General features: G+C 65.3%; 21 protein-coding genes, 3 tRNA genes, 1 pseudogene and 1 riboswitch. Of the genes and pseudogenes, 16 read left to right on the forward strand and 9 right to left on the reverse strand.

Translation table 11 applies throughout. From position 1 onward, the window contains the following. Positions 1 to 10: 10 nt before the first annotated feature. Together plsX and ACO2Q4_RS14710 are read left to right on the forward strand one after the other, a co-directional pair. Positions 11 to 1126, forward strand: coding sequence for a phosphate acyltransferase PlsX (plsX, locus tag ACO2Q4_RS14705; RefSeq protein WP_311760787.1), 1116 nt, complete (start codon positions 11 to 13; stop codon positions 1124 to 1126). Then, positions 1126 to 2097 carry a beta-ketoacyl-ACP synthase III gene (locus ACO2Q4_RS14710; RefSeq protein WP_423320189.1) on the forward strand — a complete coding sequence of 324 codons (972 nt, stop codon included), beginning with the start codon at positions 1126 to 1128 and terminating at the stop codon, positions 2095 to 2097. The genes plsX and ACO2Q4_RS14710 overlap by 1 nt, the downstream gene beginning before the upstream one ends. 1 nt (position 2098) lies before the next feature. Here ACO2Q4_RS14710 and ACO2Q4_RS14715 read toward each other — a convergent pair whose 3' ends face one another. Further along, positions 2099 to 2374 carry a DksA/TraR family C4-type zinc finger protein gene (locus ACO2Q4_RS14715; RefSeq protein ID WP_311760785.1) on the reverse strand — a complete coding sequence of 92 codons (276 nt, stop codon included), beginning with the start codon at positions 2372 to 2374 and terminating at the stop codon, positions 2099 to 2101. A 198-nt stretch (positions 2375 to 2572) separates the two neighbouring features. Between ACO2Q4_RS14715 and ihfA the strand changes: the two genes are divergently transcribed. The 4 genes from ihfA to ACO2Q4_RS14735 all read left to right on the forward strand — a co-directional run bounded on the left by ihfA (position 2573) and on the right by ACO2Q4_RS14735 (position 4812). Continuing rightward, complete coding sequence (gene ihfA / locus ACO2Q4_RS14720; protein WP_311760784.1) at positions 2573 to 2881, forward strand: integration host factor subunit alpha; 309 nt, start codon at positions 2573 to 2575, stop codon at positions 2879 to 2881. Beyond that, positions 2881 to 3477, forward strand: coding sequence for a MerR family transcriptional regulator (locus ACO2Q4_RS14725; RefSeq protein ID WP_423320192.1), 597 nt, complete (start codon positions 2881 to 2883; stop codon positions 3475 to 3477). Before ihfA ends, ACO2Q4_RS14725 begins: the two co-directional genes overlap by 1 nt. 123 nt (positions 3478 to 3600) lie before the next feature. Then, a tRNA-Pro gene (locus ACO2Q4_RS14730) sits at positions 3601 to 3678 on the forward strand. Between the two features lie 60 nt (positions 3679 to 3738). Beyond that, on the forward strand, positions 3739 to 4812 hold the full coding sequence (locus tag ACO2Q4_RS14735) for a 2'-deoxycytidine 5'-triphosphate deaminase (RefSeq protein WP_423320193.1): 1074 nt from the start codon (positions 3739 to 3741) through the stop codon (positions 4810 to 4812). Here the strand turns inward: ACO2Q4_RS14735 and ACO2Q4_RS14740 are convergent. The 6 genes from ACO2Q4_RS14740 to argS all read right to left on the reverse strand — a co-directional run bounded on the left by ACO2Q4_RS14740 (position 4809) and on the right by argS (position 10595). Continuing rightward, the gene (locus ACO2Q4_RS14740; RefSeq protein ID WP_423320195.1) at positions 4809 to 5009 is read right to left on the reverse strand and encodes a hypothetical protein; all 201 of its coding nucleotides are present in this window, start codon (positions 5007 to 5009) and stop codon (positions 4809 to 4811) included. The two genes, ACO2Q4_RS14735 and ACO2Q4_RS14740, sit on opposite strands and share 4 nt — an antisense overlap. Positions 5010 to 5036: 27 nt before the next feature. Next, a complete protein-coding gene (scpB, locus tag ACO2Q4_RS14745; protein ID WP_423320197.1) occupies positions 5037 to 5705 on the reverse strand; it encodes an SMC-Scp complex subunit ScpB in 669 nt (222 codons plus the stop codon). Next, positions 5702 to 6541: a segregation and condensation protein A gene (locus tag ACO2Q4_RS14750; protein ID WP_423320199.1), complete on the reverse strand. Its 840-nt coding sequence runs from the start codon at positions 6539 to 6541 to the stop codon at positions 5702 to 5704. The genes scpB and ACO2Q4_RS14750 overlap by 4 nt, the downstream gene beginning before the upstream one ends. A 57-nt stretch (positions 6542 to 6598) precedes the next feature. Continuing rightward, positions 6599 to 7585: a glycoside hydrolase family 3 N-terminal domain-containing protein gene (locus ACO2Q4_RS14755; RefSeq protein WP_423320201.1), complete on the reverse strand. Its 987-nt coding sequence runs from the start codon at positions 7583 to 7585 to the stop codon at positions 6599 to 6601. A gap of 4 nt (positions 7586 to 7589) precedes the next feature. After that, a complete protein-coding gene (locus tag ACO2Q4_RS14760; protein ID WP_423320202.1) occupies positions 7590 to 8780 on the reverse strand; it encodes an SPOR domain-containing protein in 1191 nt (396 codons plus the stop codon). Between the two features lie 69 nt (positions 8781 to 8849). Continuing rightward, positions 8850 to 10595: an arginine--tRNA ligase gene (gene argS, locus ACO2Q4_RS14765; RefSeq protein WP_423320204.1), complete on the reverse strand. Its 1746-nt coding sequence runs from the start codon at positions 10593 to 10595 to the stop codon at positions 8850 to 8852. Between the two features lie 413 nt (positions 10596 to 11008). Between argS and ACO2Q4_RS14770 the strand changes: the two are divergent. The 3 genes and pseudogenes from ACO2Q4_RS14770 to metK all read left to right on the forward strand — a co-directional run. Continuing rightward, positions 11009 to 12595: pseudogene (locus ACO2Q4_RS14770) on the forward strand (DEAD/DEAH box helicase); the annotation flags it as partial. Between the two features lie 524 nt (positions 12596 to 13119). Further along, a complete protein-coding gene (gene lnt / locus ACO2Q4_RS14775) occupies positions 13120 to 14655 on the forward strand; it encodes an apolipoprotein N-acyltransferase (RefSeq protein ID WP_423320206.1) in 1536 nt (511 codons plus the stop codon). A 15-nt stretch (positions 14656 to 14670) separates the two neighbouring features. Then, positions 14671 to 14719, forward strand: a riboswitch (SAM-SAH riboswitch). 6 nt (positions 14720 to 14725) lie between these two features. Then, a complete protein-coding gene (metK, locus tag ACO2Q4_RS14780) occupies positions 14726 to 15892 on the forward strand; it encodes a methionine adenosyltransferase (RefSeq protein ID WP_423320208.1) in 1167 nt (388 codons plus the stop codon). A 95-nt stretch (positions 15893 to 15987) separates the two neighbouring features. Here the strand turns inward: metK and ACO2Q4_RS14785 are convergent, their stop codons facing one another. Continuing rightward, on the reverse strand, positions 15988 to 16614 hold the full coding sequence (locus ACO2Q4_RS14785) for a J domain-containing protein (protein WP_311760774.1): 627 nt from the start codon (positions 16612 to 16614) through the stop codon (positions 15988 to 15990). A 69-nt stretch (positions 16615 to 16683) separates the two neighbouring features. On the opposite strand from ACO2Q4_RS14785, the gene ACO2Q4_RS14790 reads away from it, so the two are divergent. From ACO2Q4_RS14790 to ACO2Q4_RS14810, 5 genes are all read left to right on the forward strand, one after another. After that, on the forward strand, positions 16684 to 16935 hold the full coding sequence (locus ACO2Q4_RS14790) for a BolA family protein (protein ID WP_311760773.1): 252 nt from the start codon (positions 16684 to 16686) through the stop codon (positions 16933 to 16935). An 81-nt stretch (positions 16936 to 17016) separates the two neighbouring features. Then, on the forward strand, positions 17017 to 17982 hold the full coding sequence (gene glpX, locus ACO2Q4_RS14795) for a class II fructose-bisphosphatase (RefSeq protein ID WP_395135139.1): 966 nt from the start codon (positions 17017 to 17019) through the stop codon (positions 17980 to 17982). A 52-nt stretch (positions 17983 to 18034) separates the two neighbouring features. Beyond that, entirely contained in the window at positions 18035 to 19780 is a 1746-nt protein-coding gene (recJ, locus tag ACO2Q4_RS14800) for a single-stranded-DNA-specific exonuclease RecJ (protein ID WP_423320210.1), read from the forward strand. A 123-nt stretch (positions 19781 to 19903) separates the two neighbouring features. Then, a tRNA-Glu gene (locus tag ACO2Q4_RS14805) sits at positions 19904 to 19978 on the forward strand. 191 nt (positions 19979 to 20169) lie between these two features. After that, positions 20170 to 20244 (forward strand) — tRNA-Glu (locus ACO2Q4_RS14810). Positions 20245 to 20315: 71 nt separating this feature from the next. On the opposite strand, the gene ACO2Q4_RS14815 is transcribed toward ACO2Q4_RS14810, so the two are convergent. Beyond that, positions 20316 to 21530, reverse strand: coding sequence for a multidrug effflux MFS transporter (locus ACO2Q4_RS14815; RefSeq protein ID WP_423320212.1), 1215 nt, complete (start codon positions 21528 to 21530; stop codon positions 20316 to 20318). A 96-nt stretch (positions 21531 to 21626) separates the two neighbouring features. On the opposite strand from ACO2Q4_RS14815, the gene ACO2Q4_RS14820 reads away from it, so the two are divergent. Together ACO2Q4_RS14820 and ACO2Q4_RS14825 are read left to right on the forward strand one after the other, a co-directional pair. Further along, positions 21627 to 22049 (forward strand): DUF1489 family protein, encoded by a 423-nt coding sequence (locus ACO2Q4_RS14820; RefSeq protein WP_423320214.1) that lies wholly within the window; start codon positions 21627 to 21629, stop codon positions 22047 to 22049. A 133-nt stretch (positions 22050 to 22182) separates the two neighbouring features. Further along, positions 22183 to 22503, forward strand: a complete 321-nt coding sequence (locus ACO2Q4_RS14825) for a hypothetical protein (protein WP_423320216.1) — start codon at positions 22183 to 22185, stop codon at positions 22501 to 22503. Positions 22504 to 22513 lie beyond the last annotated feature (10 nt).

Here is a 22513-nt window from a genome sequence, read left to right on the forward strand (position 1 = left end):
GACCAAGGACATGAATCCGGCGGAGAGCACGACTATCCCGCGCGGCCCGGAATGCAAGGGCGGCGTGGTGATATCCGTTGACGCGATGGGCGGCGATCGCGGCCCCGCTGCAGTGGTGGCGGGGATTGCCGAGAGCGCCCAGAAGAACGCCGAAATCCGGTTCATCGTCCATGGCCCGAAAGCCGAGCTCGATCAGTTGATCGGGCATCGGCAGGGTCTTGCCGCACGTTGCGACGTTCGCGATGCCGCAGGCGTCGTGACGATGGAGGACAAACCCAGCCAGGTGCTTCGCAAGGGCGAAGGCACCTCGATGTGGTCCACCATCGAATCCGTCCGCAACGGCGAGGCGACCGTCGCCGTGTCCTGCGGCAATACCGGCGCGCTTATGGCGCTGTCGATGTTGCGGCTCCGCAAGCTGCCGGGCGTCAATCGTCCGGCGATCGCCTGCTTGTGGCCATCCCGCAATCCGCAAGGCTTCAATGTCATGCTGGACGTGGGGGCCGATATCCGCGCCGATGCGCAGGATCTTCTGACCTATGCCCTGATGGGCGCTTCCTATGCCCGCAACGGCCTTGGCCTCGCCCGTCCTCGGGTGGGGCTGCTGAACGTTGGGACCGAAGAGCACAAGGGCCGTGCCGAACTGAAGCAGGCCCATGAACTGATCGCTTCGACCGCCGATGCGGGAAGCTTCGACTATGTCGGCTTCGTCGAAGGCGGCGATCTGCCCTCAGCGCGCGTGGATGTGATCGTCACCGATGGCTTCACGGGCAATGTCGCGTTGAAGACCGGCGAAGGTACTGCAAAGCTGGTCGGCGATTTCCTCAAGGATGCCTTCGGCAATTCGGTCATGTCGAAATTCGCCGCCCTACTCGCGATGACCTCGCTGAAGCGTCTTCAGAAGCGCATCGACCCGCGCCGGGTGAACGGCGGGGTTTTCCTGGGACTGAACGGCACGGTGGTGAAATCCCACGGCGGGGCCGACGCGACCGGGATCTCGGCGGCGATCAAGCTTGCCTTCCAACTGGCGCAGTCGGGCTTCCACGAGCGCCTTGCCGCGCGCGTGGCGCAGTCGCTGTCGCCGGAAATCGCCGGGCTTGCCGGCGCAGATAAAAAGGGAACGTCCTGATGCGGCGTGCGGTAATCCGGGGCACGGGGCATTACCTGCCCGAGCGTGTGGTCGAGAACAACTGGTTCGAGGACAAGCTGGAAACCACGGACCAATGGATCCGCTCGCGGACCGGGATCGAGCGCCGCCACTTTGCCGCCGAGGATCAGCGCACCAGCGACCTCGGCATCGCCGCGGCCAAGGCGGCCCTGGACCATGCCGGCATTTCGGTGGACCAGATCGATGCGGTGATCGTCGCTACATCGACCCCCGACTTCACCTTCCCCTCGGTCGCAACGATGGTTCAGGCCGGGCTGGGGATGAAGCGCGGCTTTGCCTATGACGTTCAGGCCGTCTGCGCGGGCTTCGTCTTTGCGCTGGCAAACGCCGATGCGATGATTCGCGCAGGTCAAGCCGAGCGCGTGCTGGTGATCGGGGCTGAAACCTTCAGCCGCATCATGGACTGGACCGACCGCGGCACCTGTGTCCTGTTCGGAGACGGTGCCGGCGCGGTCGTTCTGGAGGCTGTCGAAGGCGATGGCACCCCGGCCGATCGCGGCATTCTTGCCGTGGACCTGAACAGTGACGGCCAGTATCGCGACCTGCTTTACGTCGATGGCGGTGTCGCGTCGACCGGAACCGCCGGGCATCTGCGGATGCAGGGCAACTTGGTATTCCGTCACGCAGTCGAGAAGCTGGCCGACACCGCGCATCGCGCGGTTGAACGGGCCGGGCTGACCACCGATCAGGTCGACTGGCTGGTGCCCCACCAGGCCAATTCGCGCATCATCGAGGCGACGGCCAAACGGATGCATCTGCCAATGGAAAAGGTCGTGCTGACGGTCGCTGATCACGGCAATACTTCTGCCGCCTCGATCCCATTGGCGTTGTCGGTCGCCGATGAGCAGGGCAAGTTCAAGCCCGGCCAGATCCTTGTCGCCGAAGCCATCGGCGGCGGTCTGGCATGGGGATCGGTCGTGCTGCGCTGGTAACTCAGCGTAGTTGCGAGTCTTTTGAACCCCGGCGATTGATGCCTGCCTGTGGCTTCCAGTTGCGGTCGTGCTTGCCCTGACAGGCGACGCACAGCCGTACGCCCGGAATGGCGTCACGGCGCGCCTGCGGGATCGGCTCGTCGCATTCATCACAGAATTCCGCGCTTTCCCCCGCCGCACGATGCGACTGACGTGCCCGCATCCGCTCGATCGCCTCTTGCGTCGAGACGTCGATCTGGTCGTTCACCGCGTCGTCGCGTGCCCATCCTCCGGCCATGTCACACCCCGCCAACTGTCGCATTATGTATCAAATAGGCAGCGATATGGCGGTTTCAATCCGCAGAAATGCCAATCTACCCCGGTAACGCCCGAATAAAGCGGGGGAAAATTCGTCTGACGGAACCATGGCGGGGTCCGGCATGTTGACACCCCGCAGCAAAAAAATCATCCTTGCTACAAGAGAGAGGTTTCCCAGATGAGCGACTCCACCCTGACCCGCATGGATCTGGCAGAGGCCGTGTTCCGTGAAGTCGGCCTGTCCCGTCACGAATCCGCGCAGCTTGTCGAAAGTGTGCTGGGGCACATCTCGGACGCACTGGTGCGTGGCGAACAGGTCAAAATCTCGTCCTTTGGTACCTTCTCGGTCCGGGACAAGAACGAACGCATCGGCCGCAACCCCAAGACGGGCGAAGAAGTGCCGATCACGCCGCGCCGCGTCCTGTCGTTCCGCCCCTCGCATCTGATGAAGGATCGGGTGGCGGCAGGCAACAAGCCCGGCAGCTGATGGACAAGTCCCCCGACGCCTTTCGCTCGATCGGAGAGGTCTCGCGCCTCGTGGGTGTCGCGCCGCATGTCCTGCGGTATTGGGAAACGCAATTCACCCATTTGTCTCCGGTTAAGCGCAGCGACGGCAGGCGCTATTACCGTCCCGACGACGTTCGCCTTGTCGCCGGTCTTTGCCAAGTCATGCGCGAGGAAGGGCTCAGCATCCGCGGCGCCAAGCGCCTGATTTCGGCCGACCGGGGGGCCGGCCTGCGGCGGCTGGGCGCAGAACGGCTGGGGGACATCATGCGCGACCTGTCGAAGCAGGCTCCGGCCCAAATCGGAGCTGCCGCCGGATCGCATTTGCCCGAATCAAGCGAAGCCGTCAGCGCCCCGCAGAACGGGGAACCTTCCCGGTCCGCCGCACCGAAGCGTCGCCGGTCCCAGACCGGCGCTGAATTGCTGCCGCTTTTCCCTGACCCCCAACCGGGATCAGAGGCTGAGTGGTTGCTGCGGCTGTGCACTGCTGCCTCCGAACTGCGGCGACGCGAATTTGCCGGATCGCCACCTCCTGCCCGTGCGCGGGACCTGCGGGACCGTCTCCACGCCCTACTTTAAGGCCATGATTACGCCTGCTTTTCCGCATGGTGATCGTGTCGGTGAATCTATCTGCGTTAATGTCGAAAAATCCGCCCACTCCCCCTTGTGCTGCCCGCCTGCTTCGCTCTATATGACCCCCGTCGGGCCGTGGCGCAGCCTGGTTAGCGCGTCCGTCTGGGGGGCGGAAGGCCGAGAGTTCGAATCTCTCCGGCCCGACCATTCCGAAAACGCTCACTCCTTTCCAGGGGTGGGCGTTTCCCCTTTTCCAGAGGTGTTTTCTTGAACGGTGTTTTGCCCGACAGCGCGCTGCGCCAGTTGATCGAGACCGGGGCGATTTCCGCCGAGCGTCCGATCCTTCCCGAACAGGTCCAACCCGCCAGCCTTGATCTGCGCCTCGGACAGACCGCCTGGCGCCTGCGCGCATCATTTCTGGCGGGTCGCGGCCGGAAGGTCAGCGAGCGTCTTGCCGATTTCGAGATGCACCGGATGGACCTCAGCGGCGGTGCGGTTCTGGAAAAGGGCTGCGTCTATCTGGTCCCGCTGATGGAGCGGCTGGCCCTGCCCGCGGGCCTTGATGCCGTCGCCAATGCCAAAAGCTCGACCGGGCGACTGGACCTGTTGACGCGGCTTGTCACCGATGAGGGGACCGAATTCGACCGCCTGCCCGAAGGCTATGACGGCCCCATCTATGCCGAGATCTGCCCGCGTAGCTTTTCGGTCCTCGTCCGTCCCGGAATGCGGCTGAACCAGCTCCGCCTGCGGCAGGGGCAATCCGTGCTGAGCGATGCCGAACTGACCGATCTGCACGCGGCACAGCCCCTTGTTACAGGGCAGGCCCTGATCGATGACGGGCTTGGCTTCTCGGTCGACCTGCGGCCCGATCAGGGCGATCTGGTAGGCTATCGTGCGCGCCCGCACAGTGGCGTCATCGATCTGGACCGCATTGGCGCCTATCGCGCCTCGGATTTCTGGGACGAGCTGCGGACGCGCGACGGCCAACTGATTCTGGATCCCGGCGCCTTCTACATCCTTGTCAGCCGCGAAGCCGTGGCGATTCCACCGGACTACGCCGCCGAAATGGCCCCCTATCTGGCCATGGTCGGCGAATTCCGGGTGCATTATGCGGGCTTCTTCGATCCGGGCTTCGGCCACGGGACTGGCGGACATGGCGCGCGTGGCGTGCTGGAGGTTCGCTGTCACGAAGCCCCCTTTGCGCTGGAGCACGGGCAGGTCGTGGGCCGCCTCGTCTATGAACGGATGTCCGCCCGACCCGAACGTCTGTATGGCGAAGGTATCGCATCGAACTATCAGGGCCAGGGCTTGAAGCTGGCCAAGCAGTTCGGGGCCGCCTAGCGGCCGATGCGCCGCGTGACGCGGGCGGCCTGGCGCGCGCGCTTGACCGCCTGCCGGGCACTCTTGTCCAATTCGCGCTGCGGCCCAGAAGATTTGGGCCGCGGGCCGCTATCCAATCCTTTCATGCCCTTTCTCATGGTCCAGTTCACCAGCCGGTTCATTGCCATGCGGGTCATTCTGTTGAAGATCTGGTTCAAATTCATGGCGCGGCCCTCCCCTTGGCCTCACTCATCGTCGTAAAGGTCTTGGGGCAGCACCATGCCATCGGCATCGTCATCCCCTGCCACCACGGGCATGGCTGCCGCTGGCGGACGTGATTCCAACAGTCCCGCGGCGCGCAGTTCGGCAAGCCCCGGCAAATCGCGCGCACTTTCCAGCCCGAAATGGTCCAGGAAGGTTTCGGTCACAATGAAGGTTGCGGGGCGGCCGGGTGTCTGCCGCCGGCGGCCAACACGCACCCAATCCAGTTCGATCAACTGGTCCAGCGTGCCCCGGCTCAGCGCGACGCCACGAATCTCCTCGATCTCGGTGCGCGTCACCGGCTGGTGATAGGCGATGATCGCCAATGTCTCGGTCGCTGCGCGGGACAGGCCGCGGCTCTCCACGGTCGCCTCCTGCATGAGAAAGCCAAGGTCCGGCGCGGTTCGAAAGGCCCAACTGTCCCCGACGCGGCCAAGCTGCACGCCTCGCCCCTGATAACGGGCGCGCAGCGTCTCCAGCGCCTCGGCCACATCACAGCCGTCGGGCAGACGGCTTGAGATGGCCCGCAGGCTCAGCGGTTCGGCGCTGGCGAAGAGGATGGCTTCAATCATCCGCTCCTGCTCGATCAACGAAAGAGAGGCGGTCGGGCGGGGCGGCATCGTCGACTTGGGCTCGGTGGGGTTCGCGGTCATTCCGGTTGCTTGCTGCGTAGTGTGATGGGCGCGAAGGTGCCGGATTGCCGAAGCTCGATCCGTCCCTGACGCGCAAGTTCCAGGGTGGCGGCAAATGTGGCCGCGGTGGCCGACCGGCGACGCTGCGGATCACCGTTCCAGCCGTCGGGCAGGAAGCTCGCAAGCGAAGTCCAGTCTCCGGCATAGCCAAGCATTGTCCGAAACCGGTCCAATGCCTGCTCCATCGTGAAAATATCTTTCCGGTCAAATGCGTATGGCCGGAATTCATCGCGGGTTCTAAGCCTCGCGTAGGCCCGCATCAGGTCGATCAGACCGGCCTGCCAGGCGACTTGGCGCGACCGCGTGACAGCCTCGGGTGCGCCGCGCGCAAAGCGCTGCTGCCCCAGGCGGTCGCGGGCCATCAGGCTTGCCGCCGCCTCGCGCATTGCTTGCAGCCGCTCCAGCTGAAAGGCGAGGTGCGCTGCCATGTCCTCGGCCGAGGGGCCCTCGGCCTGGGGATCCGGGGGCAGCAGCAGCCGGGACTTCAGGAAGGCCAGCCATGCCGCCATGACCAGATAATCCGCGGCCAGTTCGATCCTCAACGCTCGGGCGCGTTCGACAAAGGCCAGATACTGGTCGGCTAGCTGGAGGACCGAGACCCGCATCAGGTCGACCTTCTGCGTCCGGGACAGGGTCAGCAACAAGTCGAGCGGACCTTCGAACCCTGAAACATCGACCACCAGCACCTCTTCCGCCAAGCGCTCGGCAGTCGGCATCTCCTCCGGCCCCTGGCTGTCCTGGGGTCGGGCCGCGTCTTCCGAAACCGGAACGGGCGTCAGATAGGGTACTTTGGTCATTTCAGTCAGGCCGAACGGATCGCGGCAGAATCGGTCATGCGGGCATTCAAGTCAATCTCAGGCCGCAAGCCCGCCAAGCGCACGCAGTTCGGCCCGCATATCCGCGATTTCCCCCGTTCCTGCGGCTGTCCTCAGCGACAGTGCACGATCGCCCCGACGCTGGCCCTGCGCAGAAAGCAGGCCAGCAGCAGCAACGATGCTTTCCATCTGGGAAATGGTCTCGTTGCAGGACAGGACCAGGTCGCACCCCGCCGCAATCGTCGCGCGGGCGCGCTCGGCCGGGGTGCCGGACAGCGCCTCCATCCCGATATCGTCCGACATCAGCAGCCCATCGAATCCGATCCTGTCGCGGATCACCGAGATGACCGGGGCCGAGGCCGTCGCCGGGGCGTCGTCGATGGCGGTAAAGCGAATATGCGCAGTCATCGCCATGGGCAGGTCGGCCAGCGCCCGGAAGGGCGCAAAATCCGTGCGCTCAAGCTCTTCCAGCCCAGCCTCGACAATGGGCAAGTCCTTGTGGCTGTCGACGCGCGCACGGCCGTGACCCGGCATGTGCTTGACCACCGGCAGGACGCCTGCGGCGAACATCGCCTCGGCGGCAATCCGGCCGCGCCGGATGACGCTTTCCGCGTCCGTCCCCAGACACCGGTTCCGCAGAAAGGGATGGGTGTCGTCGCGGGCAATGTCCAGAACGGGGGCGCAATCGGCATCAATGCCCATGTCCCGCAACTCCCGCGCCATCAGGTGGTGGTGCAGCCAGATCGCGCGGTCACCATTCACTGCTTGATCCAAAGGCGCAGGCCATTCGGTCCAGTGCGGCGCGCGCATCCGCTGGACCCGACCGCCTTCCTGATCGATCAGCACCGGCGCATCCCAGCCAACCGCGTCACGCAGTGCTGCGGTCAGGCGGCGCAGGCGTTCGGGCGTGTCGATATTACGCCCGAACAGAATGAAGCCCCAGGGATTGGCGGCACGAAAAAAATCGCGCTCCTTGTCCGTCAGGTCGGGGCCGGCGATGCCGCCCAGGATCGTCGCGCTGGTCATGAGGTCACTTCGCGGTCGCGGGGATACAGTCGACCCCTTGGGCGATCAGCGCAGCACAGAAACGCCGAGCCTCGTCCTTGGAATCGAAGCCTCCAGCCCGCAGGCGCCAGAACGTCCGGCCACCGCTTTGGGCCTCTTGCACCACGCGTGACTTGCCCGAGAACAGCGACCCGAACTTGCCGGAAACGCGTTCCCATTCGCCCTTGGCCAGCGCGTCGCTGTCGAAGGCCCCGATCTGCACCATTGCGGATCCCGAGGCGACCTTGGCCGGCGCGGCTTCGGGGGCAGGTGCGGGTTTCGACGCGGTTTCCGGGCGCGTTGCCGCAACCGCAGGGGCCGGCGCAGCGGCTGCCACCGGAGCGGCGGCAGCCACGCGGCGCGGCCGCGGCGAAGGCCGGGTTGATTGCGCAACCGAAGGCACCGCCGCAGTCGTCGCTGCGTTGGCATTCGCCTCGGCCAAAGCCTGGTTGATGGCGACGTCCTGCGTCTCCTGCCCGGCCAGATCGGTCAGCGCCTCGTTCACGGGCGCTTCGGTCGCGGGCGCGTCCGAAATCAGCCCCTCGGTCACGTCCGCATCCGGCTCGACCGTGGATTCGACGGCAGCGGCGGCGGCGGCCGCAGCGGCTTCGCCATCGGGCAGCGGGATGACACGTGGGGTATCGTCACTGAGCGGCAGATCGACGGGACGGGCTGGCGCCTGCGCCGTCGCGCCAAGCTGGCCCATCGCCACGTCCTGATCATCCAACCGGACCGGAGCCGGCGCGATTGCGACCTTTTCGGGCTCGGCCGTCTTGGCACCGGCGGCGACGGAATTGACCGCCAGCCCGATGCGATCGGTCAGTTCTCCGCCCGGATCCTCGGGCGCGGTGCGGGCCTCGCCCTGGATCGCGCGGATGACCGGAACGCCGGAAACGTCGCGGACCACTAGCTTGAAGCCCCAGACGGCCAGAATCACCATCAGGCCGACCGAGGTCAGTGCACCAAGGTAATGCGTCACTCGCGAAAGGCGCTGCAGCAACGAGACCGGTTCATCCGCGATGTTCGGATCGGCCTCGGCATAGCGCCCATCGTTCCAGGCATCGGCGTGCCAGGTCTCGTCCTCGTCCTCGTGGCCGTTTCCATAGGGAAAATCATGCGCATTCCGATTGGACTGCGCGCCTTGAAAGCCGCCAGAGCGGAAGTCTACCACTGCCATTCCTGCCTGCCTGCCGGTTTGCCCGGTATCTGCTCGTTGCTCTGCTCGACACCCGGCAGGACGCTGTTTTCAGCGCATCTCTTTGGCCGGAGTCACACCCAAGATACCAAGACCGGCCGAAATGACAACGCCGACAGAGCGGGCAAGTGCGATTTTCACCGACGTAGCGGCAGGATTGCCGTCCTGGACGAAGCGCAAGGCGGTCTCGTCATTGCCGCGATTCCACAGCGAATGCAGTTCCGACGCGATATCATACAGATAGAACGCGATCCTGTGCGGTTCATGGGCGCGCGCCGCAATCTCGACCGTGCGTGGCCATTCGGCCACTTTCCGCGCCATTTCCAGTTCGGCCGGGTGGTCCAGCAAGGACAAATCGCCCCCGGAAAGCGCAGCGTCGTCCGTCGCGACCCCCATTTCGGCGGCCCTTTTCAGCACCGAATTGATCCGCGCGCTGGCATATTGGACATACCAGACCGGGTTGTCCTTGGACTGCTCCAGCACCTTGTCGAAGTCGAAATCCAAGGCGGCATCGTTCTTGCGCGTCAGCATGTGGAAACGGGTAACATCCGCGCCCGCCTGCTCGACCACGTCGCGCAGAGTAACGAAGGTCCCTGCCCGCTTCGACATCTTGAAGGGTTCGCCGTTCTTGAACAGCTTGACCAGCTGGATCAGCTTGACGTCCAGGGGGACGCGCCCGTCCGACAGCGCTGAAACGGCAGCGGTCATGCGCTTGACATAGCCCCCGTGATCCGCCCCGAAGACGTCGATCAACTGATCGAAGCCACGGTCGATCTTGTCCCAGTGATAGGCGATGTCGGGCGCGAAATAGGTCCAGCTGCCATCGGATTTCTTGACCGGGCGGTCGACATCGTCGCCATGCGTGGTCGAGCGGAACAGCGTCTGTTCGCGCGGCTCCCAATCTTCGGGGGTCTTGCCCTTGGGCGGCTCCAGCACACCTTCATAGATCAGGCCGGCCGCGCGCAGGCGATCGATGGCAGCCTCGATCCGGCCCGTGCCGTAAAGCGCCTTCTCGCTGCTGAAGACGTCCATATGGACGTTGAGCAGCGCCAGATCCTGCCGGATCATGTCCATCATCGCTTCGGTCGCGAAGTCTCGCACCTCGGCCAACCAATCCGCTTCGGGCTTGTCCAGCAGGCTGTCGCCGTATTTCGCCTTCAGCGCCTCGCCCGTCGGGATCAGGTAGTCGCCCGGATAAAGCCCTTCGCGGATTTCGGGCTCCAGCCCATTTGCCTCGCGGTAGCGTTCATAGGCGGAGCGCGCCAGCACATCGACCTGCGCGCCGCCGTCATTGATGTAGTATTCGCGCGTGACGTCATAACCCGCGAAATCCAGCAGGGACGCCAACGCGTCGCCAAAGACCGCGCCCCGCGTATGGCCCACATGCATCGGGCCGGTCGGGTTGGCGCTGACGAATTCGACGTTGATCCTGGTCCCTGCCCCAAGGGTCGAGCGGCCATAGTCGCCCCCCTCGGTCAGGGCTGCGCGCAGCACCTGCTGCCATTCGCCCGCGGCAAGGCGCAGGTTCAGGAAACCCGGTCCCGCCACCTCGGCGGCGATGATGCGCGGATCCGCCGCCAGTCGCGCGGCCAGTGCCTCGGCGATCTCTCGCGGTTTCTTTCCGGCGGGCTTGGCCAGCACCATGGCGGCGTTCGTCGCCATGTCGCCATGGGCGGGGTCTCGCGGTGGCTCGACCGTCACGGCGGCGGTTTCAAGTCCCGCGGGCAGCTCACCCGCCTGTTCCATCTGGGCCAGCGCATCGATCACCAGCGCGCGGATATCCGAAAAGAGGTTCATGGCTTCCATCCATAAGATCGCTGCGGGATAACGTCTGGCCTTGGGGGCAGTCAACCACGGCGCCACGGCACGACATTCCGGGCGGGTTCAGGCGCTCAGGTCGGCGACCGCAGTGGCCCGGACGGTGGATTGACGATCCGCATCCTGCCAACCATATGTTTTTCCGCAGGGATTCGAAAGGGGAACCCCAGCCTCGCAAGAACCGGTCAAGGAAAATCCGCGATCAGATTGACGGCGCGCGCTTTTTCGGCTACGCCCCTACCGGTCTGCATCCGGCAGACATGGCGAGGGGCGTGCGGAGACAGCGTCCCGACCTGCCGTTTTCGGGCCTTCGATCTGGATCAGGGCTTGACTGTGGCCATGGACGCAAGACCCGCGCAGGCAAATGTCGCGCACATTGACGAAAGCCCCGAATGACAAAATTTTCCGACCTGAAACTGGACCCCAAGGTTCTGAAAGCCATTTCCGAGGCGGGGTATGAAACCCCGACCCCGATCCAGGCGGGCGCGATTCCCCCCGCACTGGAAGGGCGCGACGTCCTTGGCATCGCCCAGACCGGGACCGGCAAGACCGCCAGCTTCACGCTGCCGATGATCACACTGCTTGGCCGTGGCCGGGCGCGGGCGCGCATGCCGCGCAGCCTTGTCCTGTGCCCGACGCGCGAGCTGGCCGCCCAGGTGGCCGAGAACTTCGACATCTATGCCAAGCACACCAAGCTGACCAAGGCGCTGCTGATCGGCGGCGTCAGCTTCAACGAACAGGACAAGCTGATCGATCGCGGCGTCGACGTTCTGATCGCGACCCCGGGTCGTCTGCTCGATCATTTCGAACGCGGCAAGCTGCTGCTGACCGGCGTGCAGATCATGGTCGTGGACGAAGCCGACCGGATGCTCGACATGGGCTTCATCCCGGATATCGAGCGCATCTTCCAACTGACGCCCTTTACCCGCCAGACGCTGTTCTTCTCGGCCACCATGGCGCCCGAGATCGAGCGAATCACCGACACCTTCCTGCATACGCCGGAACGGATCGAGGTTGCGCGCCAGGCGACCACCTCGGAAACCATCCTGCAGAAGCTGGTCGAGATCGAACCGACCCGCCGCGACCAGTCCGCCAAGCAGAAGCGAGAGCTGCTGCGTGCCCTGATCCGCGCCGAAGGTGACGAGTTGAAGAACGCGATCATCTTCTGCAATCGCAAGACCGACGTGGATATTGTGGCGAAGTCGCTGAAGTCGCATGGCTTCGATGCCGCGCCGATCCACGGCGACCTTGACCAGCGCCACCGCATGGCGACGCTGGACGATTTCCGCGACGGCAAGCTGCGCTTCTTGGTTGCTTCGGACGTGGCGGCCCGTGGACTGGACATCCCGGCCGTCAGCCATGTCATCAACTTCGACTTGCCCAGCCATGCCGAGGATTATGTCCACCGCATCGGCCGGACCGGCCGTGCCGGCCGCAAGGGTACGGCAATCTCTATCGGTACTCCGATGGACGGGAAGTACCTTGCCGCCATCGAAGCGCTGGTGAAACAGGAGCTGCCCCGCGCAGCCGTGCCAGAAGGCTTTACCCTTTCGGCTGCCGCCCAGTCCGCACCCCGCCCGCAACGCGAGAACGGGCGCCGCGAACGCACCCGTGACCGTCGCGGCCGCCGTGATGACAGTGAACAGCGCAGCCATGCCGAAGACGTGCGCACCGAAGCCAGCGTCAGTGAACCCCGCCAGCGGGAAGAACGCCGCGATGAACGTCGCGACGACCACCGCCGTGAAGAGCGCCGCGATGAACGTCGTGAGCGTCCGGAAAGCCGCGCCGACCATCGCGCCGAGAAATCGCACGACCACCGGCGCGACGATCGTCGCGAAGACCGGCGTGAGGATCGTCGGGGCGACCGTTCGCCCATTATGGGAATGGGCGACCACATGCCCGAATTCATGACGCGCAGCTTCCGCCCGCGGATCATCGAGTCTGTGGCCGAAACCGCACCTGCAGTTGAAGCGCGCCAGATCCCCATCACTGTGGCCGAGATTCCGGCAGCACCCGCTCCGGTTGTCCCCGCTCCGGCCGCTGAAGTCGTGACCGAGGCTCCGGTCGAGACCAAGGCTCCCGTCGCGGAGACGATCGCGGAAACCGCTGAAAAGCCCGCGCGGACCCGCAAGCCTCGGACCAGCCGGAAGAAGCCCGACGTCGCGGAAACGCCCGTAGCCCCAGCCGAAGCAGTCGCAGCCGAGCAGCCCGCGCCAGAGGCCCAACCGGTCGCGGCCGAGGCCCCCGCTGCCGAGCCTGCCGAAAAACCCAAGCGGCGCACCGCAGCGCGCAAGACGGCCACCACGCGCAGCTCCAAGGCAAAAGCCAAGGCCGCGGATGATGTGGCGACGGAAGCGTCCGAGGCCGCGCCCGTCGAAGCAGCTCCCGCAAAGCCCCGCGCTCCGCGCAAGCGGGTCAGGAAGGCCGACGCCGTTGCCCCCGAGCAACCGGCCGATCACGCCCCTGCAGCACCGGCCACCACGGCCGAGTCCTGATCCCGGCCATGCCCGCCGACAAATGCCGGGTCCGCCCGTCTGTTGGCGGGCTGGCCCTTGACCTTGCCCTTGGCGCGCTGGCCGCGCTGGGTCAGGCCCCCTTCGATCTGTGGTATGTGACCGTCATCGCGCTGGCGCTGATTTGCTGGCGCGTTGCACATGCCCGCTCGCCCGGTCGCGCCGCCTGGCACGCGCTGGCGGCCGGATTCGGACAATTTGCGCTGGCGCTGTCCTGGATCGTCGAGCCATTTCTGGTCGAACCCGATATCTATGGCTGGATGGCGCCCTTTGCGCTGTTCTTCATGGCCTTGGGTGGCGCACTGTTCTGGACCCTGCCGGGCTATCTCTCCGCCAGGATCGCAACTGGTCCCAATCGGCAGGCCCTGGCCTTTGCCGCGCTGATGGTCCTGTCGGACTGGATGCGCGGCTGGGTCTTCACCGGACTGCCCTGGGCGCTGACCGGGCATGTCTGGATCCCGACCCCGGCAGGTCAGATGGCTGCCACGTTCGGATCAATCGGACTGTCCGCGCTGACCATGCTGGCGGCGGCAATGCCCAGCGTATTCGCCCGCCCAGAGCACCCCCCGTTGCGCGCCCCCTTAACCGGAGCCGTGCTGTCCACACTGCTGATCGCGACCGCATGGACCGGCGGCATGGCCCGGCTGGCCCGGCCCCTGCCGCCCGATACCGGCTTGCACCTGCGGCTGGTACAGCCCAACGCCACCCAGGCGCTGAAATGGGATCCCTATTGGTCCGAAGTGTTCTTCCGCCGCCTGCTTGAACTGTCCGCCGTCCGCGACGCTGATAGTCCCGCGCCAGACGCGGTGATCTGGCCGGAAACGGCGGTGAACTTTCTGCTCGACAATTCCGGCAGCGCGCCGCAGGACATCGCGGCCTATGCCGGCGCGCCCGTCGTGCTGGGCATCCAGCGGTCCGAGGGCGAGCGCTACTTCAACAGCCTGACCGAGTTTTCGCTGGCCGGGATCGGCCCCATCTACGACAAGTTCCATCTGGTCCCGTTCGGAGAATACACGCCCTGGGGCGATGTCATGGCGCGTTTCGGCATCCGCGCCTTTGCCGCCCAGCACGGTTTTGGCTATTCGCCGGGCACCGGCCCCGAGGTGCTGAAGCTTGGCACCTTGCCGCCCTTCCAGCCGCTCATCTGCTACGAGGCGGTATTCTCGCGCCACCTGATCGCAGGCGATGATCGCCCCGCTTGGCTGCTGCAGGTGACCAACGACGCCTGGTTCGGCAAACTGTCCGGGCCCTGGCAGCACTTGGCACAGGCACGACTTCGCGCGATTGAAAGCGGACTGCCCTTGATGCGGGCCGCGAATACTGGCGTCTCGGCCGTCATCGACGCGCGAGGCGGTGTTCGGGCCACGATGGGCCTCGACCTTGCTGGCAGGATCGACGCGACACTGCCGGGCGCGCTGCCGCCCACGCCCTGGACGCGGTGGGGCGACTGGCCCACAGTGCTGGCCGCGATTGCCACGCTGCTTGGCTTGTCGCTGCGTCGGCGGTTGACTGCCACCAGGGGCTGAATTATCCGTCATCTCTGACCGTCACAACGGCTTCCTGGCGTGGCGGCGTCATCCCAACGGAGCACTCCTAATGGCCAGACAGAATTATGTGTTCACCTCGGAATCCGTGTCCGAGGGGCATCCCGACAAATTGTGCGACCAGGTATCCGATGCGGTGCTGGACGCGCTTCTGGCCGAAGACCCGGCCGCCCGCGTCGCCTGCGAGACCTTCGCCACCACCGGCACGGTCGTGATCGGCGGCGAAATCGGCCTGACCGACCAGAAGAAGCTGGGCGAGTATATGGGCCGCATCGGCCAGATCGCCCGCGATACCATCCGCGACATCGGCTACGAGCAGGAAAAGTTCCACTGGAACACCTGCCACGTCCACAACTATCTGCATGAACAATCGGCCCATATCAGCCAGGGCGTCGATCGCGACGGCGCCGGCGACCAAGGCATCATGTTCGGTTTTGCCGTGGACGAGACGCCCGAGCTGATGCCCGCGCCGATCCAGTATTCCCACGCCATCCTGCGCCGCCTTGCCGAGGCGCGGAAATCCGGTGCCGAACCCATGCTCGGGCCGGACGCCAAGTCCCAGATCAGCCTGCGCTATGAAAATGGCCGCCCGGTCGAGGTGACCAGCCTGGTCCTTTCGCACCAGCACAAGGATGTCAGCCAGAGCTCGGACGACATCCGCGCCATTGTCGAGCCCTATATCCGCGAAGTCCTGCCCGCCGAATGGCTGACCGAGAAGACCGAGTGGTGGGTCAACCCGACCGGGACCTTCGTCATTGGCGGACCTGACGGTGACGCGGGCCTGACCGGGCGCAAGATCATCGTCGACACCTATGGTGGCGCGGCGCCGCATGGTGGCGGCGCCTTCTCGGGCAAGGATCCAACCAAGGTCGACCGTTCGGCCGCCTATGCCGCACGCTATCTGGCCAAGAACGTGGTCGCGGCCGGGCTGGCGCGGAAATGCGTCATCCAGCTCAGCTACGCGATCGGCGTGGCAAAGCCCCTGTCGATCTATGCCGATACCTTCGGCACCAGCGAGATCCCCGAGACCGAGATCGAGCGTGCGATCGCGCAGGCGATGGACCTGACGCCCCGCGGCATCCGCGAGCATCTGGATCTGTGCCGCCCGATCTATCGCCGCACGGCCGCCTATGGCCATTTCGGCCGCGCCCCCGAGGCCGATGGCGGCTTCTCGTGGGAACGCACCGATCTGGCCGAGGCACTGAAACGCGGGCTCTGAAATCACGAAGGCCGGGGCATCCCCCGGCCTTCACTGTTTCCGAAATATCCTGAGGGAGCGCGGGACGCGTGGGGGCATAGCCCCCGCTTCCGTCTTCAATCCTTGAAGCTGCGGCTGTCCTTGACTTGATCCCAGGCCCAGACGACCTCCTGAAGACGCTCCTCGTCCGAGCGGTCGCCGCCATTCATGTCGGGGTGAAGATCCTTCACCAGTGATTTGTATTGCTTGCGGATTTCCGCGCGGGTCCAGCTGTCCTTGGCCTCAAGGATCTCCAGCGCCCGCCGTTCGGTCGGGGGCAGCTTGCGGGTCGCGCGGGCACGAACCTCGGGATTGGTGCCGTTGGCGCCCAAAATCTCCAGCGGGTCGTCGATGCCGTGGCGCGCCCATTTCTGTTCCTGAGTCGCACGGCCAAACGGCTTGGTCGGACGTTCCCACACCGTCGCGTTGTCCAGGAACTCCTGAAACTCGGCTTCGGATTGACCCTGGAAGTAGTTCCAGTTCAGGTTGTATTCGCGCACGTGGTCCTTGCAGAACCAGAAATAGTCGTCCAGCTTGCGCGGAGATTTCGGCGCACGATACTGGCCGGGCTCGTTGCACCCTTCCTTGTCGCATCTGCGTGTCGAAGTCTCGAAGGCGCCGGACATGCCCCTACGACCCTTGGACCGTCTTTTCTTGTCCGAGGCCGCTGACATGTCGAAGCCGAACGGGTCGCTATTGCTCATTTGCCTGCCTTGTCCTGATCGGGACACGCAGTCTAAGCTATTTCGCGCGACATGAAAGGGGCATTGCGGATGATTGCCGACGAGATGAAGAACCGCCTGGAACAACTCGAACCGACCCGTCTCGAGGTGCTGGACGAAAGCGAGGGGCATCGCGGCCACGGCGGCTGGCGCGAGGGGGGCGAGACGCATTTCCGAATCCGCATGGCCAGCCCGCGCTTCGTGGGCCTGACCCACATTGCCCGCCACCGCCTGGTGCACAGCACCCTCGGCGACATCGTGCCCAGAATCCACGCGCTCGCGCTTGAACTGGCGGAAAGATGAACCGTTAGCGCAGACAGCCTTGCGGCCCCGCAAAGTGGCCGCGTAGAAGCCTTGAAAAGCGTAATCACAAGGACTTTCAGCATGACATCGCCCAAGGATTTCAACGACCGGATGCTGTCTCTGGGGCTGGCCCGCGTCAGCGAGGCGGCCGCCCATGCCTCGGCCCGTCTGATCGGCCGCGGCGACGAAAAGGCTGCGGACCAAGCCGCCGTGAACGCCATGCGCGAGCAGCTGAACATGCTGGACATCAAGGGCGTGGTCGTCATCGGCGAGGGCGAGCGGGACGAGGCTCCGATGCTGTACATCGGCGAGGAAGTCGGCACCGGCGAAGGCCCCGAGGTCGACATCGCGCTGGATCCGCTGGAAGGCACCACGCTGACCGCCAAGGACATGCCGAACGCGTTGACCGTGATCGCCATGGCCCCGCGTGGCACGCTGCTGCACGCGCCCGACGTCTACATGGAAAAGCTGGCGATCGGCCCGGGCTATGCCAAGGACATCGTCAGCCTCGACATGACCCCGGCCGAGCGGGTGCGGGCGCTGGCCAAGGCGCGCGGCGTCACCGAAGGCGACATCACGGTCTGCATCCTTGAACGTCCCCGGCATGAGGACCTGATCGCCGAGGTCCGCTCGACCGGTGCCGCGATCCGCCTGATCACCGATGGCGACGTCGCGGGCGTCATCCACTGCGCCGAGGCCGAACTGACCGGCATCGACATGTACATGGGTTCGGGCGGCGCACCCGAGGGCGTGCTGGCAGCTTCGGCGCTGAAATGCATGGGCGGCCAGATGTGGGGCAAGCTGCTGTTCCGCAACGAGGATGAAAAGGGCCGCGCGCGCAAGGCCGGGATCACCGATCTCGACCGCATCTATTCGCGTGACGAACTGGTCACCGCCGACGTGATCTTCGCCGCGACCGGCGTCACCAATGGTTCGATCGTGGCCGGCGTCAAGCGCGAGCCGCATTACCTGCAGACCGAAACCATCCTGATGCGTTCGAAAACCGGATCGGTCCGCCGCATGATCTATCGCAACCCGATCAAGTGATCAGCGCGCTGCGCACTTGAACGAAGGGCGGTCATGGGGGATGAAGCAACCCATGACCGCCTTTCTTTCCGTCGAATCCTCATTGACCGGCCGATTCTGGCGCGGCCCCGACGCCCAGCTTAACCGGGCCGCCGAGGCGCTGGCGCAGGAAAGCCGGTTGCCCCTGCCCGTCACCCGCATCCTCGCCTCGCGCGGGGTTTCCGGTCCCGAGGCGCAATCCTTTCTTGATCCGAAGCTGCGCGACCTGCTGCCCGATCCCCTTGTCCTGCGCGACATGGACAAGGCCGCCGCGCGCATCGTCGAGGCCGTCCTGAAGGGACAGCGCATCGCAATCTTTGCCGATTACGATGTCGACGGCGGCTCTTCCGCGGCATTGCTGATCGACTGGCTGCGTCAGCAGGGCAAGCAGGCCACGCTTTATATCCCCGACCGCATCGACGAAGGCTATGGCCCGAACGTCCCGGCCATCTCGGCGCTGGCGCGGGATCACGACCTGATCGTCTGCGTGGATTGCGGTACGCTCAGCCATGAGGCGCTGGCCGCCGCTGCCCCCCGCGACGTGGTCGTGCTGGACCACCACCAGGGGGCCGAAACGCTGCCTCCGGTGCTGGCCGTGGTCAACCCCAACCGCGTGGACGAAGACGGCGCCCTGGGTCACCTGTGCGCGGCGGGCGTGGTCTTCCTGACCCTGGTGCAATGCAACCGGCTGTTGCGCGATGCCGGCCACGCGCAGCCCGACCTGATCGGGCTGCTGGACCTGGTGGCGCTGGCCACAGTCGCGGACGTGGCGCCGCTGGTGGGGGTGAACCGCGCCTTTGTCCGTCAGGGGCTGGTCATCATGGCGCGGCGTGGCCGTCCGGGGTTGGTCGCGCTTTCCGACGTCGCCCGGCTCGATTCCGCCCCCAGCGCCTTCCACCTGGGGTTCCTGCTGGGACCGCGCATCAACGCCGGGGGCCGCGTCGGTCGCGCCGATCTGGGCGCGCTTTGCCTGTCCTGTACCGACAGCCGCCAGGCCGAACAACTGGCAGCCCAGCTGGATGACCTGAACCGCGACCGTCGCGCCATCGAGGCCGCCGTGCGCGAAGCTGCGCTCGCCCAGATCGAAGCCAGGGGCAGCGACTCGCTGGTCGCATGGGCGGCGGATCAGGGCTGGCATCCCGGTGTCGTCGGCATCGTCGCCGCGCGCGTCAAGGAAGCGACCGGCCTGCCCTCGGTCGTGATCGGCATCGAAGGCGGCATCGGCAAGGGCTCGGCCCGCTCGGTTCCCGGCGTCGATCTTGGCCGGGCGATCCAGCGGCTGGCGACCGAGGGGCTGCTGCTGAAAGGCGGCGGGCACGCCATGGCCGCGGGTCTGACCATCGAAGAGGCGCTGATTCCCGCCGCGATGGCACGCCTGTCCGAACTTCTGGCCCGCGAGATGTCCGAGCGTGCCGGAGCGGAAGAGTTGCGGATTTCGGGCCTGCTCGACCCTGCGGGCGCGACTGTCGAGCTGATGCAGATGCTGGAACGAGCCGGTCCCTTCGGGCAGGCAGCTCCGGCGCCGCGTTTCGCCTTTGCCGACCAGCTGATCGACAGCGCCTCGACAATGGGCGACAGCCACCTGCGCCTGCGCTTTCGCAGTCCCGGCAGCCAGCCGATCGAGGCAGTGGCCTGGGGCGCGATGACCGGCCCCCTTGGTCCCGCCCTGCTGGGCGCCAAGGGTCGGCGCTTTCACCTGGCGGGCAAGCTGGAACTGTCGCAATGGGGTGGGCGCGAACGCGTCAGGCTGCGGCTGGACGATGCTGCGCCGGTCGTCTGACGCAGGAAACAAGGCTGCGGTAAAAAACTTCACCAGAAGGTCATTTTTCCGCTTGCAGGCATCGCGCCCCTGCCCTAAACACCGCCCCACGCCGCAGGGCACTGCCTTGCGGAGATAGAAAGTGGCCCGTTCGTCTATCGGTTAGGACGTCAGGTTTTCAACCTGAAAAGAGGGGTTCGACTCCCCTACGGGCTGCCACTTCTTCCTGAGATGACCGGGATGCGCGCCGCGATCTAGCTGATCGGCGGCGTTTTTTTCTGTCCGTATCCTGCCTGACGCGGCCCGATCGAAAAAAAAGCGTTTACCCACAGAAGAAGTGAAACTGCCTCTTGCGGAGCGCGCCGCGCTGGCCTAAACGCCCTCTCGTCGCCAGATGGTGACGCTGAAGTGGCCCGTTCGTCTATCGGTTAGGACGTCAGGTTTTCAACCTGAAAAGAGGGGTTCGACTCCCCTACGGGCTGCCACTTTATCCCCTCAGAACAAATCCTTGCTCGGACGCCCGTTGATGGATAGGGGCGCTTGCGCGCCCCCGGTCTCAGACTTCCTCGACCCAGCGCATCAGCCACAGCGCGAGCGCCGAACAGACCAGCGTCGCCAGGATGATCGGCCGGGCAGTGCCGTCGAACAGCTGGCCCACGGGGGCCGCGATCAGGACCGCACCGATGGTCGACACGGCCGCAATGACCGACGCCGCCATGCCCGCGACATGTCCCATGCGTTGCAGGGCCATCGCGTTCAGGTTGCCGAAAGTCACGCCCGCCATGAAGAAGACGCTGACCGCCCACATGAAGAAGGCCGGAAAGCGCAGGGCGGGCGGCAGCAGGTCGCCAAGGACCAGCACGCACATCACCGTCGATACGACGACCTGCATGGCATAGGCGCTTCTGACGATGCGCCGCATCCCCAGGCGCAGGACATAGCGCGCGTTCAGCATGGTTCCGGTCCCGCTCAACAGCGCCATGGCAGCAAACCACTTGGGGAAATCCTCACCCCGGCCATAGGTCTCCGAGAAGAGCTGCTGGGCCGAACTGAGCAACGCAAACATCTGGCCGAATCCCAGGGTCATGACGATCGTGACCAGCTGCACCTGCCGGTTGCCCAGCACCTCGCGGGCCGAGGCCATCATGCTGCCAAGCCGCATCGGGCGGCGCTTTGCGGGCGGCAGCGTTTCCTCTTGCCGCAGGTTCATCCAAAGGCTGCCCAGCAACGCCAGCAGAACGAACGAACCAAAGACGCCGCGCCAGCCGACGAAATGGATGATGCCCGCGCCCACCGACGGCGCAACCGCCGGAATCAGGATGAAGATCATCATGACGAAGCTGGTGATCCGCGCCATCTCGCGCCCTTGATACAGGTCCCTGACCAGCGCGAGCGAGACGATACGCGGCCCGGCGGCGCCAAGACCCTGCACGAAGCGCGCGACCAGCAGCATTTCAAGCGAGTTGGCAAAGACGGCAGCGATGGCGGCGACCGCGTAAAGCGCAAATCCCGCCGTAATGATCGGTTTGCGGCCATAGGCATCCGACAGCGGCCCGGCCACGAACAGGCCGACCCCCATTCCGGCCACGAAGGCCGTCAGCACAAGCTGGGCACGGTTGACGTTTTCGGGCGTCAGCGCCGCCGCGATCTCGGGCAGCGCCGGCAGCATCGAATCGATCGAGAAGGCGATGACCGCAAAGATCACGGCCAGCATCGCGATGAATTCGGGCAACGGCTGCTTGTGGACCGGGGGTGCGAGGGGTTCGGACATGATCACCTCTTGTCATGTTGGCAGGCCTCGGGGGGTATCTGCCTTATCCACAGGGCGCAAGGTTGCACCCGCCGTGCCGGGGGATATATCTGGCGCATGACCAGCACCCTGAACCTCATGAAGCTTTGCGTCGGCTGCGACAGCCCGGTCGAGCTGGAAGAATGGCAGAAAAGCCGCTGGGCCGGCGGTCCGGCGCGCCATGTGACCCGGATGTGGCCCAAACGCGAGGCTGAGTTGCTGAACGGCGGCTCGATCTACTGGGTGTTCAAAGGCGTCATGCAGGCCCGCCAACCCCTGCTGGGGCTGGAGGAGGTGGAGGGAGAGGACGGCATCCGCCGCTGCGCCCTGATCCTTGGTCCGGGCCTTGTCCGCACCGCGGCCGTGCCACGTCGTCCGTTCCAGGGCTGGCGCTATCTCAGCGCAACGGACGCGCCACCGGACCTGCCCGCCGGGCGCGGCCAAGAGCCCAGCCTACCCCCGGAAATTGCCCGCGCCCTTGCCGAGATGGGATTGCGCTGAACGACAGCGCGTCCTGCGTGCCATCGCGGTCAGGCACGGGGATGGGATGGAGCGGGTGAATTCCTCACGGCTCTTCTATTTCCCTCCAAAGATACCACATCGATGGCAGCCGTGTCTGAGATGGAGGCGTCAGGTGATCAGGAAGCTCACTTTCGTCGTGTTGGCTTTTGCTGCCATGACGGGAACGGCCCTCGCGGATAGCAAGCCATTGTCCCCCGGACATATCCAGGAAGCTGCGATCCTGGGTCTCAACCCGCATGTATTCAGTCGCATGGATCTCGTTCAGATCGGGGCTGAAACGAGCTGCAGCGACCAGCGTCAACGGATGCGCTATATCCTTGAGAAGAAGGAAAAGGCTGGAGAGGATATCTCCAATCCCTTCACCTCGAGCCGATGGCTAACGCCTGGGGGATGCATGAGGCGAGGTGGCGTGAGCATCGGTATAGGCTTCTGAAATCGGGCTT

It is taken from the genome of Paracoccus sp. KR1-242 (genome assembly GCF_049446195.1).
Taxonomy (GTDB): Bacteria; Pseudomonadota; Alphaproteobacteria; order Rhodobacterales; family Rhodobacteraceae; genus Paracoccus; species Paracoccus broussonetiae.

What these genes read in the sequence shown, in the direction of transcription:
- ACO2Q4_RS14785 (WP_311760774.1), bottom strand. Translation starts at nt 16,614, where the DNA reads ATGAGCAATAGCGACCCGTTCGGCTTCGACATGTCAGCGGCCTCGGAC.
- ihfA (WP_311760784.1), top strand. Translation starts at nt 2,573, where the DNA reads ATGAGCGACTCCACCCTGACCCGCATGGATCTGGCAGAGGCCGTGTTC.
- ACO2Q4_RS14710 (WP_423320189.1), top strand. Translation starts at nt 1,126, where the DNA reads ATGCGGCGTGCGGTAATCCGGGGCACGGGGCATTACCTGCCCGAGCGT.
- argS (WP_423320204.1), bottom strand. Translation starts at nt 10,595, where the DNA reads ATGAACCTCTTTTCGGATATCCGCGCGCTGGTGATCGATGCGCTGGCC.
- ACO2Q4_RS14755 (WP_423320201.1), bottom strand. Translation starts at nt 7,585, where the DNA reads ATGACCAGCGCGACGATCCTGGGCGGCATCGCCGGCCCCGACCTGACG.
- ACO2Q4_RS14760 (WP_423320202.1), bottom strand. Translation starts at nt 8,780, where the DNA reads ATGGCAGTGGTAGACTTCCGCTCTGGCGGCTTTCAAGGCGCGCAGTCC.
- metK (WP_423320208.1), top strand. Translation starts at nt 14,726, where the DNA reads ATGGCCAGACAGAATTATGTGTTCACCTCGGAATCCGTGTCCGAGGGG.
- plsX (WP_311760787.1), top strand. Translation starts at nt 11, where the DNA reads ATGAATCCGGCGGAGAGCACGACTATCCCGCGCGGCCCGGAATGCAAG.
- glpX (WP_395135139.1), top strand. Translation starts at nt 17,017, where the DNA reads ATGACATCGCCCAAGGATTTCAACGACCGGATGCTGTCTCTGGGGCTG.
- ACO2Q4_RS14815 (WP_423320212.1), bottom strand. Translation starts at nt 21,530, where the DNA reads ATGTCCGAACCCCTCGCACCCCCGGTCCACAAGCAGCCGTTGCCCGAA.
- ACO2Q4_RS14790 (WP_311760773.1), top strand. Translation starts at nt 16,684, where the DNA reads ATGATTGCCGACGAGATGAAGAACCGCCTGGAACAACTCGAACCGACC.
- scpB (WP_423320197.1), bottom strand. Translation starts at nt 5,705, where the DNA reads ATGACCGCGAACCCCACCGAGCCCAAGTCGACGATGCCGCCCCGCCCG.
- recJ (WP_423320210.1), top strand. Translation starts at nt 18,035, where the DNA reads ATGACCGCCTTTCTTTCCGTCGAATCCTCATTGACCGGCCGATTCTGG.
- ACO2Q4_RS14750 (WP_423320199.1), bottom strand. Translation starts at nt 6,541, where the DNA reads ATGACCAAAGTACCCTATCTGACGCCCGTTCCGGTTTCGGAAGACGCG.
- lnt (WP_423320206.1), top strand. Translation starts at nt 13,120, where the DNA reads ATGCCCGCCGACAAATGCCGGGTCCGCCCGTCTGTTGGCGGGCTGGCC.
- ACO2Q4_RS14715 (WP_311760785.1), bottom strand. Translation starts at nt 2,374, where the DNA reads ATGGCCGGAGGATGGGCACGCGACGACGCGGTGAACGACCAGATCGAC.
- ACO2Q4_RS14725 (WP_423320192.1), top strand. Translation starts at nt 2,881, where the DNA reads ATGGACAAGTCCCCCGACGCCTTTCGCTCGATCGGAGAGGTCTCGCGC.
- ACO2Q4_RS14820 (WP_423320214.1), top strand. Translation starts at nt 21,627, where the DNA reads ATGACCAGCACCCTGAACCTCATGAAGCTTTGCGTCGGCTGCGACAGC.